The 14714-nt window shown below is 62.8% G+C and carries 10 protein-coding genes; all 10 read right to left on the bottom strand.

The window, feature by feature from the left end:
• Positions 1-51: 51 nt before the first annotated feature.
• The 10 genes from ACFY5D_RS15910 to ACFY5D_RS15865 all read right to left on the bottom strand — a co-directional run bounded on the left by ACFY5D_RS15910 (position 52) and on the right by ACFY5D_RS15865 (position 14663).
• A complete protein-coding gene (locus ACFY5D_RS15910) occupies positions 52-804 on the bottom strand; it encodes a hypothetical protein (protein WP_387531863.1) in 753 nt (250 codons plus the stop codon).
• Positions 805-909: 105 nt separating this feature from the next.
• The gene (locus tag ACFY5D_RS15905; protein ID WP_387531860.1) at positions 910-3282 is read right to left on the bottom strand and encodes a glycosyltransferase; all 2373 of its coding nucleotides are present in this window, start codon (positions 3280-3282) and stop codon (positions 910-912) included.
• The gene (locus ACFY5D_RS15900; RefSeq protein WP_387531857.1) at positions 3279-4760 is read right to left on the bottom strand and encodes an oligosaccharide flippase family protein; all 1482 of its coding nucleotides are present in this window, start codon (positions 4758-4760) and stop codon (positions 3279-3281) included. The genes ACFY5D_RS15905 and ACFY5D_RS15900 overlap by 4 nt, the downstream gene beginning before the upstream one ends.
• Positions 4760-5890 carry a DegT/DnrJ/EryC1/StrS family aminotransferase gene (locus tag ACFY5D_RS15895; protein ID WP_387531854.1) on the bottom strand — a complete coding sequence of 377 codons (1131 nt, stop codon included), beginning with the start codon at positions 5888-5890 and terminating at the stop codon, positions 4760-4762. Before ACFY5D_RS15895 ends, ACFY5D_RS15900 begins: the two co-directional genes overlap by 1 nt.
• Positions 5890-6567 carry an acetyltransferase gene (locus tag ACFY5D_RS15890; protein ID WP_387531851.1) on the bottom strand — a complete coding sequence of 226 codons (678 nt, stop codon included), beginning with the start codon at positions 6565-6567 and terminating at the stop codon, positions 5890-5892. Before ACFY5D_RS15890 ends, ACFY5D_RS15895 begins: the two co-directional genes overlap by 1 nt.
• Before the next feature lie 4 nt (positions 6568-6571).
• Complete coding sequence (locus ACFY5D_RS15885) at positions 6572-7738, bottom strand: DegT/DnrJ/EryC1/StrS family aminotransferase (RefSeq protein ID WP_387531849.1); 1167 nt, start codon at positions 7736-7738, stop codon at positions 6572-6574.
• The gene (locus tag ACFY5D_RS15880; RefSeq protein WP_387531846.1) at positions 7735-8784 is read right to left on the bottom strand and encodes an NAD-dependent epimerase/dehydratase family protein; all 1050 of its coding nucleotides are present in this window, start codon (positions 8782-8784) and stop codon (positions 7735-7737) included. The genes ACFY5D_RS15885 and ACFY5D_RS15880 overlap by 4 nt, the downstream gene beginning before the upstream one ends.
• A gap of 33 nt (positions 8785-8817) precedes the next feature.
• Positions 8818-9900, bottom strand: a complete 1083-nt coding sequence (locus tag ACFY5D_RS15875; RefSeq protein WP_387531844.1) for a Gfo/Idh/MocA family protein — start codon at positions 9898-9900, stop codon at positions 8818-8820.
• Positions 9900-11384 carry a sugar transferase gene (locus tag ACFY5D_RS15870; protein ID WP_387531841.1) on the bottom strand — a complete coding sequence of 495 codons (1485 nt, stop codon included), beginning with the start codon at positions 11382-11384 and terminating at the stop codon, positions 9900-9902. The genes ACFY5D_RS15875 and ACFY5D_RS15870 overlap by 1 nt, the downstream gene beginning before the upstream one ends.
• 705 nt (positions 11385-12089) lie before the next feature.
• Complete coding sequence (locus ACFY5D_RS15865; protein ID WP_387531838.1) at positions 12090-14663, bottom strand: LuxR C-terminal-related transcriptional regulator; 2574 nt, start codon at positions 14661-14663, stop codon at positions 12090-12092.
• Positions 14664-14714 lie beyond the last annotated feature (51 nt).

Below are 14714 nucleotides of genomic sequence, written 5' to 3'. Positions count from 1 at the left end.
TGCCTTGGGCACACGCGGCGGGGACTTTCGGCTCAATCTCTGGAGCATGGCCTACGTCCCGCTGACCATCCCTGACCGGTGAACCTGGGCCAGCGACTTGTCCGGAACCACGTGCGTTTTCAGCGCGTCGGTGTCCCTAACCGTCGGTTTTTCCTGCTCGGCCCCGGTGCCGCCGCCTTTGCCTTTCTTAGGGCGTTTGCGCTTGCTTGCCCGCTTGGCCAGGAGCTTGTCGATAGCAGCCACGGCCAAGATGGTGCCCACCAGGCCTGCGGCACCGGCGACAGCCATCAGCTGAAGCTGGCGCTTGTTTTCAGTGTCGGCCACATGGGCCTGCGCAAGAGTCATCGAGCCGATCTTCGCGTTGCCGGGAACCTCTAGTTGCGATTGCAGGCCGTCGAGTGTCTGGGGAATCAGCTCCACCACCTGGTCCAGCAGGTCCAAGGCGTCGGTATTGGTTGGTGCCATGGTGGTGATGTTGATGATCGGACCGGTCGTCGTCGTGTCCTGTTCCAGTGCAAAACCGAGTCCAACGCGTTCCTTCAGCACCTCTTCCTGGGTATTGGCCGAGTTCATGGTGATGACCAGGACATTAAGTGCCTGGCCCAGGCCTCCCATGTACAGGTACGGGTTGTCCCCGTCGGCGACTGATTTCTTCGGCGGCAACAAGACGACGGCGGCGCTGGCCTTGTACGTTACCGGAGTGATCGAGTATGCGACAAAAACCATGCCCGCTGTGAGGCCCAATCCGATGAGCACGATGTACCAGCGGCGCAACAAGCTCTTGAGCAAATCGCTAACGATCATGGAACTTCCCCCAAAAAATTCGCTGCTCTGGCTGCGTCCCCAAACCACTTGTTCCGCATACTACGTCGTGATTTCAGGACCCATCACTTAGGTGGTTTCCCCACTCTACTGGCGCAATAGCGCATCGTCAGTACTTAATCTCAATAGTTCGTCTGTGCGTTTCTCCCAGCTGTTCGCAACGGCAAGGTCACGCCGCTCGGCTATGGCGCCCGCGTCCTCGGTGTTCCGCTGTGCTTCAGCGAGCAGCCCCACGATTTCCTGCCCCGACCGGCCGACCCGGACATGGACCGATTCGAACCACCGCGAAGCCGGAAGGTCGGTAGAAACCACGGGAATCCCAGCAGCAAGGTAATCCAGGGTCTTCAGCGGGAAGCTCGCCTCGTTAAACGGCGAGACAACGTAGGGGGTGAGTCCCACTGCGCATTCGGAGAGGAACCGGGAAATCTCGGTCTGCTCGATCTCGCCGACCCACTCGACACCTTCCGACTCGAGGAACGACATCATCCGCGTCTTCCAGGCGGTATCGTTTCCGCGCACGGGTCCCGCCACTTTCAACCGGATTCCGCTGTCACGGATCTTTTCCAGCAGTGGCAAGTCCAAGCGATCATTGAGCTGGCCCAGCAGTGCCACTGCCGTGCGGCCTGCTTGGGGGGGAAGCATCTCGCGCACATGGCACCCGTTGGGCAGCAACCGCACACGTGGTCGGGCTGGGGAGGCGCCCAGCGCATCGACCAGCCCCGGAGACACCGCCAGCAGGACATCGGCCGAGTCGATGTTCTCCGCCAAGCGGCGCTCCACACTTCCAGCGGGCAACCCCATCATTTGCTCACCGGCGACCCAGTCATCGGTGACGTAGAGCACCTTGGTTCCAGCCAAGCCCTTCGGAAAACCGGCGGTGGCGGAAGAGTGCACGATCAACGGATCAGCGAGGCCGCGCCGGGCCACGATCCGGCGCACTGCCGATGCCGAGAGCCTGTCATACAGGTTGCGCAAAGCGGGGATGCTCACCCCCGCAGGCACCTGGGTCCTGACCCTGGTGATTCCCGGCGCCGCTGAATCGACAGTCACAGGTCGCAGGGACGGCTTCGCCCCGGCCGCAAGCGCAGCCCTCAACGTCCGCGGCGGGTCGATCCATATGACGGGGCCCCTTTTGGACAAGGCCGTCGCGAGCATGTGGTCTGTGCCCTTGAGGTCGTTCCAGAACGTACCCGGCACATACACGATTGGCGGATGGGCCGCCCCTATTGGCCCGGCCGGCCCGCGGGCTGCCACCGTGTCCACATTGAAATCGTCGGTGGCTGCCTGTCGGCGAATCCGCTGCGCCATTCGGGAAGCCTGGTAACGTGCGAAATGCATAGAAGCCCTGAGGGCTTCCCGGGCATGCTGGCGGGTATCGGCCAACGCGCCGCAGTACAGCTTTTCCACGCCGGACACTGCAGCCGTGATGGAATACCGCTCCTCGATGACGCTCCGACCGAAGGCACCGAGCGCTTCCCGCCGTCCGGGGTCGGCCAGCAGCGGTTCAAGTGCCGCCGTGAAGTTCGCCGGGCCCTGCCCAGCGTCTGGGCCAACCCCGTACCATCCCTGCCAGAAGAACTCGCCCACGTTTTCGGGATCCGCCGCCTTCCAATAGCCACCCTCGCCCTGGACTATGAGCGGCTTGCCGAAGCTCAGGGACTTCAGCGCCGATCCCCCCATGCCCAGCATCACGTCTGCCGCGGAATAAGCGGAGCGTGGATCGGACATTGCGCCGGTCAGAACGACGCTGCCCGGGTACCGCAGGTTGACGAGCTGTGCCTCCCGCTCGACCTCACCACGCGCCGCGCCGTCCCCCACCACGACCAAGCGGATGTCACGGCTTTCACGCAGCAACCCCATCGCGCGGATGGCCGACAGGATCCCTTCCAGTTTCAGCTCCGGCACCAGCCTGCTGACAACGGCAACCAGCGGGACACTCTCAGGAATGCCGTGCTGCCTGCGGAACGCGGAGCCCGCCGCGGCATCTAGGGAGTTTTCGTCATCGTCGATGGGCGGTTCCAGCAGCGCGACCCGGCCATAGCCGCGGCGGATCCGCTCCTTCATGATCTGCTCCGTGCCCACGGTTAATGCCATGTCTCGGGGGATGAAATCCGCCACGGCCATGGACATGACCGTCGAGATGCTGGCCGTGGATTTAAGCCCCCGCGTCGCCCGCCGGCATTCGAGCGAAGGCGGCCACTCGAATCCGTGGAGAATGTCCAAGTCCCGTTCGATGGCCAACCGGCGCAAGTCGGCAACGATGCCCGGTGTCGGACGGTGGCTCGGGCGCGGCGATTCGATGTATTCAAGTCCAAGCTCGTGGATGCGTTCCACCAGCTCGCCCGGCTGTCCGTACACGATGACCTCGTGCCCCTTGTCACGCAACCCTGAAGCGATGTCCAGGGCGTTGAGCTGGCTGCCACCCATTTGCAGGTCGTGCGGGTAGATCAGGACTTTCATGGGGTTGCCTCTATGCTTTCATGCCGGGAAATCTGGAGAAGACTGCGGATGTCCCCGCGCCGGAGATATAGCAGGCCCGCCATGACCAGGAGGGAGAAAAGCGCCCCCGCGCTGAGCGCGAGAAGCGGGATCGGAATCAAGCGGGCGCACAGATAGCAGACCATACCCACCACCAGCCCGCTGATTGCCGGAAGCCAGAGCATACCCAGCATGGAGCCCAGCCCGATGCCGGCCCGGCGCAGCTGCCACAAGTACATGGGCATCAGTACTACGAATGCCACCGCTGCCTGCGCTGCCGCCAGACCGACCAGGCCCGCCACCGTGGCACCGAACCACAGGGCCGGGACTAGAACCACCAGTCCAGCAAGCTGGATCATCATGACTGTACCTGTTCGCCCCGCGACGACCAGGTAGTCATACACCAGCTCATAGAACACTTTGGACAGGGCGGCCACGACCAGCCAAGAAAGCACCTTCGCCGCGGGAATCCAAGGTTCACCATAGACCAGTCGAACCAGTGGCCCGGCCGCACCCGCAAGGGCCAGAAATGCCGGAAATGCGGCGCTGGCCAGAATCCCCAAAAGACCCCTAACAGCATGGTGGGAGCGCTCCGGGTCATGTTGGATGGCAGCGAAGACAGCCGGAGCGACCCTGCGCAACGGCTGCGACACAATGTTTAGCGGCCAGCTGGAGAGGTTGAACGCCAAGACGTAGAAGCCCAGGGCCGCGGCTCCCAAGATCGACCCGGCAACCAGCTGGTCCGCGTATCCAACTGCGAACATCACGATGCTGGCTCCGGCCAGGGGCAACCCGAACTTCGCCAGGGACATGGCCCTGCTCCGATCCCATCCGAAGCGGTACGGCATCGGCGAAGCCCTGAGAAACATGACGGCTGACAGCGCGCTGCCCACCAGCCGTCCCACGGCCAAAGCCATGGCCCCCATGCCGAGCAACGCGAGAGCGACCGAAATGACCGCCCCGGACCAGACATTGACTTGGTCAATACCCATCCGTGTCCGTTCCTGGAAAGTCCGTTGGAGCAGGGCGGCCGGAGCAGCCACAATTCCGTTAAGCAGAACCGAGAAGATCAGCAGCCGCACAACATCTGTCGCGCCGGAATCTCCCATGAGATGGGTGAACCGCGGGGCGGCCAACCAGCCCAGCACGCAGAATACAACGCTTCCGGCAGTGGACAACATGTTGACCGTCGGAAAGATCAGCGACGGATCTGTCGGCCAGCGCACGATGGCGAGGCTGACGCCCAGCTCGTTGAAGCTGAGCACCGCCATCAATGCCACCAGCGCAATGGCAAACGTGCCGAATTCCCCGGGCCCCAGCACACGGGCCAGCACAATGCCAATGCCCAAAGTTCCCAGTCTGGAGACCAAGGTATTGGCAAGGCTCCAGCCGAAGGCCCCGCCGGCGGTGGTCTCGGTGTGCGGTGGCGCCTCACGAATTGTGGACTTGCGCTCGGACATTACCGCAGCGCCTGCTTAAGTGCCTCGACAACGCGTTCCTGCTGCTCCTCGGTAATGTGCGGGTAGAGCGGCAAGGACAGGATCCGCCTGGCGGCACGCTCGGCCACCGGGAAATCCCCTGGCTTGTAGCCGAGGTCGGAGAACGCCTCGGTCAGGTGTACCGGGTACGGATAGTGGATCCCGGCCCCAATGCCCGCCTTGTTCAGCTCGGCCAGAACGCGGTCGCGCTCCTCGACCTGGATGACGTACAGGTGCCATACATCCTCGTTGCCTATGGCCTGCACGGGCCGCACGACCCCCGGAACCTCTGCCAACAGCTGCCAGTATCGTGCCGCGGCCTCACGACGCATTTGGTTCCAGCCAGCCAGACGTTCCAGCTTTGCACTGAGCACGACCGCTTGGACGGCGTCCATCCGGGAGTTGCGGCCAATTGCCTCGTGGACATACTTCACCTTGCTGCCGTGGGCCGAAAAAAGGCGCACCCGCTCGGCAAGCTGGGCGTCGCTGGTGAGCACGGCGCCGGCATCGCCGGCCGCGCCGAGGTTCTTGCCCGGGTAGAAGCTGGTCCCGGATAACTGTCCCAGGGTTCCGGCACCGCGACCGTGGCGGGTCGCACCTTGGGCCTGGGCGGCATCCTCGATGATCACCGCGCCGCACTTCGCTGCGATGGGTTCCAGCTGCTCCACAAAGGCCGTCTGCCCGTAAAGGTGCACCGGCATGATCGCCCGGGTCTTCCCCGTCACGGCCGCGGCCACGGCCACCGGATCGATCAGCAGGTGGTGGGGGTCCACGTCCACGAACACCGGGCGGGAGCCGACCAAGCTCACTGCCTCCGCCGTGGCCACGAAGGTATTAGCCGGAAGGATCACCTCGTCCCCCGCGCCGATGCCGCTCGCCCGGAGCGCAAGTTCCAGCGCATCGGTGCCGTTGCCCACGCCCACGCAGTGTGAGGTGCCCACGAAGTCCGCATAGGCGACTTCAAACTCCTGGACAGCGGCCCCGCCTATGAAGGCCGTGTCGCGGAAGATCTGCGCCAGTGCCGAATTCACCTGGGGCTGGACCTCGAGCTGCTGCGACTTGAGGTCTACCAGAGGGACCGAAGTTTTGGTCTTCATCGAATTATTGCTCATCAGTGGGCCTCTTTCAGGCGTGGACTTGCGGTAATTTTGGTGTGATCGTGGCCGCCCAGCGCGCGGGCCGGGTTCCCCGCCCACACGCTGTTAGCCGGCTGGTCCACGAGCAGCACGGCACCCATGCCCAACGTGGCGCCCTCCCCCACCGTGAGGCCCTGTCGAACGCTGGCGTTCATCCCCACGTAGGCGGTCGAACCAATGACGGTGTTGCCCCCAAGAGCGACACCGGCCGCCAGCGTTGCGTAGTCCCCCACCGCATTGTCATGCGTGAGGACCACTCGCGGCATCAGCACCGCGTGTTTTCCGACCGACACGTCGCAGGTCAGGACACAGCCGGGCAGGATGATGCTGCCCGGCCACACCGAGGCATTGCTGCCGATGCTGGCGGTGCCGCTGACATGCGTGGCATAGCGCCCGAGTCCCACCCCGAGTGCAGCCAAACGCCGGACGATTCGTGCGCGGGCCCTCCCCGGGCCCGCGCACACCAGGAGCAGCTCGCTGCGCTGTGCGGCCAGCTCGATCCCGCCGAGCACCGCCACCCCCGAAATCTCGCTGCCCCACATGCTTGCCGAGTCGTCAAGCATGCCCACGACGTGGTGGTCGCCGGTGGCGAGGATCGATGATGCGGTCTCGCGCGCCAGCCCGCCGGCGGCGAGCAGCAGCACCCGTGCCATGCCCTCAGCCCCGCGGATTCGCCAACGCGTCGATCACGCGCTGTTGGTCGCCGTCGGTGAGCAGGTGGTAGAGCGGCAGGATCAGCGTTGCATCGGTCAGCCGTTCGGTGACCGGCAGTCCGCCGGACGCGACGTGCGCATATGCGGGTTGCCGGTGGGCCGCCATGATGCCCCGCCTGGCGGAAATCCCCAGGGTGCCCAGGTGCTCCAGCAGGGCCTCGCGGCCAAGCGGGTACCCGGGCAGGACCTCGACCCAGCAGGACTGGAAGTTCGATGTCCCGTGCTCCGGGTCCGCAACCAGGCGCAGCCCGGGAACCCCGGCGAGCGCCGTGCGGTACTTCCCGGCGAGCAGGCGGCGCCGGGCCACCATTTCATCGAGCTTGGCCAGCTGGACCAGGCCCATGGCCGCCTGCAGATCGGTCATGCGGAAGTTGTAGCCGACCTCTGCGTAGCTTTCGGCCGGCGCAACGATCGCCGAGTGGCGTTCGGCCGCGGAGACGCCCATGGCATGTTCGCGCAGGGTCCGCGCGCGCCGCGCCCACTGCTCGTTGTCGGTGGTGAGCATCCCGCCCTCGCCGGTGGTGAGCACCTTGCGCGGGTGGAACGACCAGACGCTGACATCGGCCCCGCGTCCCACGGGTTCTCCCCCGTACGTCGAACCGGCAGCGCATGCCGCGTCCTCGATGAGCAACAGGCCGTGCAGGTCACACCACCGGCGGATGGGAGACAAATCGACCGGCGTGCCGCCCTGGTCCACGACGATGACGGCGCTCGTGGCCACCGTGAGCGCGCGGTCCAGGGTTTCCGCCGTGACGTTGCCGGTGGCCTCGTCGACGTCCGCAAAGACCGGGCAGGCGCCCACATACGTCGGCGCGTTCGCGGTGGCGATGAACGAGAAGGACGGGACAATCACGTCGTCCCCGGGCTTGACGCCCGCCACGATCAGCGCGAGGTGCAACGCCGTGGTGCAGCTTGAGGTCGCGACGGCATGTTCGACCCCTTGGTGCGCGGCGAAGGCGCTTTCAAAGGCCGCGGTCTTCGGCCCCTGCGCCACCCAACCGGAGGCGACGACCTCCGCCAGCGCGCGTGCCTCGTCCTCGCCCAGCCAGGGTTTCATGACGTTGATGCGATCGGGGGCGAACTTCGGGATCGACACCGGACTGGTGCTCATCGGGAACCTGCCCCGCTCCTGGCGGTCAGTCGGCGGCCGGCGGCCACCTCTTCACGCAGCGGTTCCCACCAGGTGACCAGCTTCTTCAGGCCTTCCTCCAACCCGACCCGCGCAGCGAACCCGAGGTCGCACTGCGCCGCCGAGGTGTCTGCCAGCCTGCGCAACACGCCGTTGACAGCGCGTTCCGGCCCGTGTTCGACGTCGAGGTCCGAACCCATCACCCTGAGCAGGGCCTGCGCCAGGTCAAGCAGGCTGGTCTCGGTGCCGCTGGCGATGTTGTAGGTGCCCTCGGTGATGGGGCCGACTGCGGCCAGCAGGTTGGCGCGGGCAATGTCCTCGGTGAACACGAAGTCCATGGTCTGGGACCCGTCGCCGAAGATCAGCGGCGGCTGGCCATCGGCGATCCGTTCCATCCAGCGCACCAACACCTCGGTGTATGCCCCGTGGACGTCCATGCGCGGCCCATACACGTTGAAGTAGCGCAGGGCCACATAGTTCAGGCCGTACATGGCCCGGAACGAACGCAACATGCCCTCGTTGAAGGTCTTGGCCGCCCCGTAGAACGTGTCGTTGTTGTACGGGTGGTGCGCTTCGTCCGTCGGAAAGGCCTCGGCCTGTCCGTAGACCGAGGCGCTGGAGGCCGCGACCACCTTGGGGACCCCCGCCGCGGCCGCGGCCTCAAGGACATTGAACGTCCCGTCGACCAGGACCTGAAGTGCCAGGCGCGGCTCCTCGGCGCATTGGGTGATTCGTATCGCGGCCTGGTGGAAGACGACGTCCTTTCCCCGGACGAGTTCGGCCACCAGCTTGCGGTCTGCAAGGTCGCCCTCGATCAGGGTGCACCGGCCGCTGTCCAAGGCGCTGCCAAGGTTGGCCCGCCGCCCGCGGACCAGGTTGTCCAACACCTGTACATGCGCGGCCCCCGATTCCAGGAGTTGGTCAACGATTTCCGAGCCAATGGTTCCGGCCCCACCGGTCACCAGGTAGTGCCCGCCAGCAAGTGCGGTCGGGTTGCGGTCCCGGCCGTCGTACGTGTTTTCCAGCATGATGCCCCCAAGCTTTCCTTGTACTTGTACCTGTTACTTCGCGACTTCCAGACGGAGTTCTTCGCCCATGACTCGTGCCCGGCGACCGCCCCTTTCCAGGCTTCTGCTGGTGGCTTCCAGGACCGAAAGCACACGCATCGCTGCCCGGCCGTCGGTGGGGGAAACAGCCTCCTCCTGGATGCTGGCGTGGAATTGGGAAACCATGCGTGCCAGCGGCTCGAACTCCTCAAGTGCCGGCGACCAGGTGTCGCCCAGCCGATACGACACCGAAGCGTTGCGCCGATCCTGGCTGTCCCCGTTGACGAGCTCTTGGCCCCGTAGGTCCACACCCCGGTCATAGATGCTCAGGCGCTGCTGTGGGTTCAGGTCATCCCACACCAGGGTCCGCTTGGAACCACCGATGACCATGCTGCGGATCTTGGTGGGGCTGAGCCAGTTCACATGGATGTGGGCCAGGGCCCCACCGGGAAGCGGCATCGAAAGGTACCCGACACAGGCCTTTCCCGCACCCAGCGGATCCGCGGACTGGGCGGTGACCGTAAGCGGCCGCAACCCATCGGGCAGAATGAAATCCAGGATCGAAAGGTCATGTGGGGCAAGGTCCCAGAACACATCAACGTCCGGTTGAATCAACCCCAAGTTGATCCGGACCGAGTCGATGTACAGGATTTCGCCCAGGTCCCCGGACGCAATCAGATCTCGGATCTTCGTGACCGCCGGCGTGTAGCAGTAGGTGTGGTCGGCCATGAGCACGAGGCCGAGGTCTTCCGCAGTATCCACCAGTTCCTGCCCGGCGCTGCCGCGATCGGCCAAGGGTTTTTCGACGAGTACGTGTTTGCCCGCCGACAGGGCCTGCATGGCGATCGGGTGGTGTGTGCGGGCGGGAGTGGCGATGGCCACCGCATCGATTTCGAAATCCGCCAGCAATTGCGAGACGCTGGGGACGACGGCCGGGTGACCGACCTTCACGGCCAACGCCTCGGCACGCTCGGTGTCGAGATCGCAGATGGCAACGAGGTCCCAAAGCGGCGACGTCGAGAAGTTCCTGGCCAGGTTCGGTCCCCAGTAGCCTGCACCGATGACTGCAACCTTGAGCGGTTGGGCTTGGTTCGGCATTAGTATGCACCTTCCGGTTTGATCATTACCTTCACGGTCCGCCACATGATCATGATGTCCCCGGTGACTGACCAGTTCTCGACGTAGTACAAGTCCAGGCGGATGCTCTCGTCCATGGGCAGGTCATTGCGGCCTCGGGTCTGCCAGAGCCCGGTGACACCGGGCTTGATGTACAGGCGGCGCACCGTTTCCTTCTCGTACTGGGCAACTTCGCTTGCAAGCGGTGGTCGCGGTCCGACCAAGGACATGTCCCCCTTCAGCACGTTGAGCAATTGGGGAAGCTCGTCCAGTGAGTACTTGCGCATCCACCGGCCGACATTGGTGACGCGGGGATCGTTCTTGAGCTTGAACAGGTGCCCGGCGCCCTCGTTTTGGTCCCGCAGCGCTTCAAGCCTCGCTTCGGCGTCAACCACCATGGAGCGAAACTTGTACATCTTGAAGGGCTCTCCACTGCGTCCGACGCGCTGCTGCGCAAAGAAGACCGGCCCGCGGCTGTCTTTCTTGACGATGATTGCAAGCACGGCAAACGCGGGGAGCAAGACGATCAGCGCCACGGCGGACAGGATGATGTCCATCATGCGTTTGACCACGTGGTGTCCCCCGTCAAAGTTCGGAAGGTCCACGTGCATCAGCGGCAAGCCCTCGACAGGCCGCATCCTGATGCGCGGTCCGGCAACGTTGGTCAGGCTTGAGACCAGGATGATCTGTGTCCGTGATTCCTCCAGGCGCCAGCCCAGGTTCTTGACGGCCTCGCTTCCTTCACGCAGGCTTCCGGCAACGATGACTGCATCGGCGCCGGTACTGGCAACGACGTTCTCCAAGGTTGTCAGGCCTGCCCGCTGTGGATACGGGGCGCCATGCCCTGGGACGACGTCTTCGTCGTAAACGGCGCCCACCACCTTGTATGCGGCACCTGAATGTTGGGAGAGCCTCTCGGTTACGTAGCGGATGTCGGGGCTGCGGCCAACCACCACCACTCGTGAAAGATAGTGCCCCGATTCTGAACTTTGCCGGGTCAGCCAACGACGCCATAGCCAACGTGCGGATAGCAACGCCGCCAGACCAACGGGAAAGACAATGATGACCATCCATCGCGCGTGCAATGAGCCGGTGACGACTATTGCCATGGCGGTCCAGCCGGCTGTGACGACGGTGGCGTCTACGACTCGCTTGTACTCCATGGAACCTGCGCCTATGCGCTGTGGTGAGCGGGTGCGGTACAGCGCCAACAGGATCATCCAGAAGATCGCGACGTCGACGACTTCAATCGTGGTCGAGGAGTTTCTGTCCGGCAATGTAAGTGCGCCGGCAGAACAGACGACAAGAATGACCGCCGAGTCCGTGGCCGCCAACCGCCAGGTGAACCTGCGACGCCATTCCCTGGCAGGAGCATGAACGGTGGTGTCGGCCGTGCGGGCTTGCGAGTTGCTCCGCACCGGCCACCATCGTGATGCTGCATCGAATGAATCATTGATGTCGGTCATTTGCTGAAACTTTCGCAATGACCCGGTCCTGAAAAAACGACCGGCGCATGCGGACGCAATGCAGTAATCATCGTTCCCCAAATCCCCAAGCAGTGTTGCGTAAATGTCGCCGGCTTCCCATGCCGACTTGTTTTGAGCCTAATTCTGCAGAAACTGGGGTACACGCGTAACCGCATACTCGATTCGCAGTCACCCCTACATAGGTAGTTGCTCTCAAGCACTCGTCCGAGTAGATATCGTGGCTCGAAGTGGCCGCGACGAACCTGCCTCTGCTTTGTGGAGGCGATTGGTTGGTGTCTTGTCGGGAAACGATCCGACTTTTGGGTAGCGACCGTTGCAGCGAATATCCCGGGGATGATTCGGTCCGTGGGGCTGTGCGCTCTGCGCCAACCCGGAAGGAGCCGGCGGCTGCTGGGGGGTCGATCGCTCGTTAAGAGGATCGCCAGCCGCCGGCTCCAGTCCTTTGTGTTCAAGTGGTCCCGTATCTTGGGTCCACTTGCCACCAGATAATCCATGCCCGGGAATCGTGAATCATGTGCACCGGATTCACACCATCAACCAAACGAGGCTTACTGGGGTATCTCAAACATTAGACAATGCAACGAACTATGCTCACGCGTAGCAGCTACCTAATTCTTCCCTGTCCATTACGTGAAATCGGATCCGTGCTACTCGAAGAAAACGCGACACGGTAGAGGCATTCGTTTACAGCTGGCTGTCGAGTTCTTCACGTCCGCTGATCCCAAGTTTGGCGAAGACCCTGTAAAGGTGGCCTTCAACCGTTCGCTGGGAAACCACCAGAACCCGTGCGATCTCTTTGTTGCTCAGGCCTTGGCTAACCAGAGAGATTATCTCTTTCTCGCGGTTCGTCAGGACCCTTTCATTCATGGCTTCCGTCAGGGTGCCCCACGTTTTTCCGCCCAGTTCCTTGATCCAGGAATCCAGCCTGCGCAGCACGACACCGCGCTGGCGCTCGTTCTTCGTCCCGTCCAGATGCTGCAGGGAAACGGCAAGGAGTTCGGTTCCCAGGCCGGTTTCACCGCTGGAAAACAGCTCGTCTGCCGCATTCACCAACCTTGTCTGGTCTGTTGAGGTCGCGGTCGCGACTGCAGCGGCCAACGCACCATTTCGACGTCCCACGCCGGCTGCTGAAAGGTCTTGAAGTCTTGCCATTTCCTCTTTGTTCTTCGATGCTCCGGGCGCAGTTTTCCACAGCAGGAGCAGCAGCTGCTGCTCCGTATGAAAACGTTCTTCGATATGTGCTCTATCGATGAGGTTCCGCAGAGGACGGTCGTTCTGCGGGTCTCGCGAAAGATGCCGGTAAGCGGCAGCAAGCAAAGCCGCATCGAAGTTCTCCATGCCCGCATACCCGCGGTTCGTCGGGTTGTCACGAAACGCGCGGTCAACGCTTGCAGGGTCACGGCTGGATTCGGATAGTTCATAGTCGTGCAAGGCCTCGGCGAGGACCAAGAGCCTATCAGGGTCATGTACGGCAAGCTCCGCCCTGGCTTCGCCCAAGAGTTTGCTGGCAAGTTGCCAGCGCCCTTCCTGGACCGCGGCAAATGCTGCCCAGAAGTGCAACGTTCCGCTCCAGGCCAGATGCAGTTCAGGCGACTCGGGTTCATGTGAAACCGCCAATGCCCGTATCTTGGCATAGTCCCCTACTGCAAAAAGTGCGCGCAATGCGGTGGAAAGGACCTGATAGCCTGCAACGTATTCGTTGATCGAAGTTGACGGTATGGCCTTGAGCGACTCCACCGCAGTGTCGGCGGCCTCCACGAAACGCCCGAGGGCCATCATTATTCCACTGCTCATATCTCGGCAAAGAAGATACTCAAGGCTTCCGTGTTCGCTTCTCGCCGCATATTGCTGGGCCTGCGCCAAGATTGTCCGTAGGTCTTTCCCGACTGCCAGATCGACCCAAAGTCCCAATACCTCGATCGCCCGCCTGTTGAGCGAAACCTCGGCGATGTCGGCCGAGGCATCCCTGGCTTGAATGTGCTCGGTGCGGTTTTTCCAGTCCTGCAGCAACGCCCCGATCTCTTCATCGGAGTCCCCGCCATGCCACAGGGCGGTTGCTCTCAACGATTTGAGTTCTCTCAGGAGTGTGAGATCGTCGCACTGGCCTAGGGACCGATCAACGATCCCAACGACTGTCTGAAAGCGCTTCAGCCCCGCCATTGCCCTGGCGCCGTGCAGGGCAATGGCGGAATTGGTATCCAGCGCCCCGGTGAGCTGGCACAACCTCCACGCGTTGTGAAAGTCCAGGCTGTCGTTTGCCTTCGAGATGGCATCAATGAATCGTTCGGTTGGGACGCTGTCTCCACTTTCACAAGCCCACAGCAGGGAATATGGCAGGCTCCCGTAGGTCGGCATCAGCTTCGATATGTGTCCCCATAGTTGCGCACTTCGTCCAGGAGGTACGAGGTCTCGAAGAACCTGCGCGTACAAAGGTGCGGCGATTTCTACCCTGGATTCGGCCACGTAATTCACCAGTCCAGTGCCCAGCAGCCGTCCAATGTCCGCACCAGAGACTTCCTCCAGGATTGTGACTTCTTCGGCCCCCCCTAGCGCCAGCACCTCGAGCGCCTTTGCATCTGCTACATTCAAACGCTTTTGGATTTCCGACACCGCAGTGGACAAATGCAAGTCATTGTCTACGTGCGACTGGGTAAGGACGTACCAGCCCTTCGATTCAACAAGGATCTCCTGCTCGCAGGCAGAACGCAGGAATGCGTTTATGAGCAAGGGGTTTCCGGCGCAGGCAACAGCGATCGAATGCGTGGTTGCGCTGGTTGGCGGCCCGCCAAGAAAACGCTGTGAATAGTCCGCCACCTCATGCAGGGACAAGGCGGAAAGAGATACTCGCCCCAAGCGGGCACCGAGTTCCGTGCTTGCAACGACGGGTTCCGTATGCCCCTGCCCGACGGCCAGCAGCACCAATTTGATGCTACCGGCCAAGGCCAATTGCGACAGGACAAATGCGCTTGCCTGGTCCAGGAAATGTGCCTCCTCGACCACGACAAGCGGCTTGGGTCCGTTGCTCGTGGTTGCGAATCGATGCGAAAGGTACCTTAGAACGCTGATTTCGGACAGCTGCGCCTCAAAGTCGATCAACAACGGCGACAGTGCCCCAAACACGTTTCCGCCCAAAACCGGCGAACAAAGTAGATGAACCGCTCCCACGAATTCCCCAGCGAGCACTTCTGTCAGCAACGCAGTCTTCTCGCTGCCAATCGGTCCGGATATAACGGCTCCGTTCGATGTCTGATCACTCATCAATTTGAGGAGCTCGGAACGTGCATCGTGACCGGCTAGATCGGTTACGAC

It is taken from the genome of Paeniglutamicibacter sp. NPDC012692, assembly GCF_042901625.1.
GTDB lineage: Bacteria > Actinomycetota > Actinomycetes > Actinomycetales > Micrococcaceae > Paeniglutamicibacter.
The sequence above is the reverse complement of the archived record's forward strand: the minus strand, read 5'-3'. Positions and strand labels throughout refer to the sequence as shown.

Bases quoted from the DNA above. Each gene is read 5' to 3' on its own strand.
- ACFY5D_RS15880 (WP_387531846.1), bottom strand. From the start codon at position 8,784: ATGCTGGAAAACACGTACGACGGCCGGGACCGCAACCCGACCGCACTT.
- ACFY5D_RS15890 (WP_387531851.1), bottom strand. From the start codon at position 6,567: ATGGCACGGGTGCTGCTGCTCGCCGCCGGCGGGCTGGCGCGCGAGACC.
- ACFY5D_RS15865 (WP_387531838.1), bottom strand. From the start codon at position 14,663: ATGAGTGATCAGACATCGAACGGAGCCGTTATATCCGGACCGATTGGC.
- ACFY5D_RS15900 (WP_387531857.1), bottom strand. From the start codon at position 4,760: ATGTCCGAGCGCAAGTCCACAATTCGTGAGGCGCCACCGCACACCGAG.
- ACFY5D_RS15870 (WP_387531841.1), bottom strand. From the start codon at position 11,384: ATGACCGACATCAATGATTCATTCGATGCAGCATCACGATGGTGGCCG.
- ACFY5D_RS15875 (WP_387531844.1), bottom strand. From the start codon at position 9,900: ATGCCGAACCAAGCCCAACCGCTCAAGGTTGCAGTCATCGGTGCAGGC.
- ACFY5D_RS15905 (WP_387531860.1), bottom strand. From the start codon at position 3,282: ATGAAAGTCCTGATCTACCCGCACGACCTGCAAATGGGTGGCAGCCAG.
- ACFY5D_RS15885 (WP_387531849.1), bottom strand. From the start codon at position 7,738: ATGAGCACCAGTCCGGTGTCGATCCCGAAGTTCGCCCCCGATCGCATC.
- ACFY5D_RS15910 (WP_387531863.1), bottom strand. From the start codon at position 804: ATGATCGTTAGCGATTTGCTCAAGAGCTTGTTGCGCCGCTGGTACATC.
- ACFY5D_RS15895 (WP_387531854.1), bottom strand. From the start codon at position 5,890: ATGAGCAATAATTCGATGAAGACCAAAACTTCGGTCCCTCTGGTAGAC.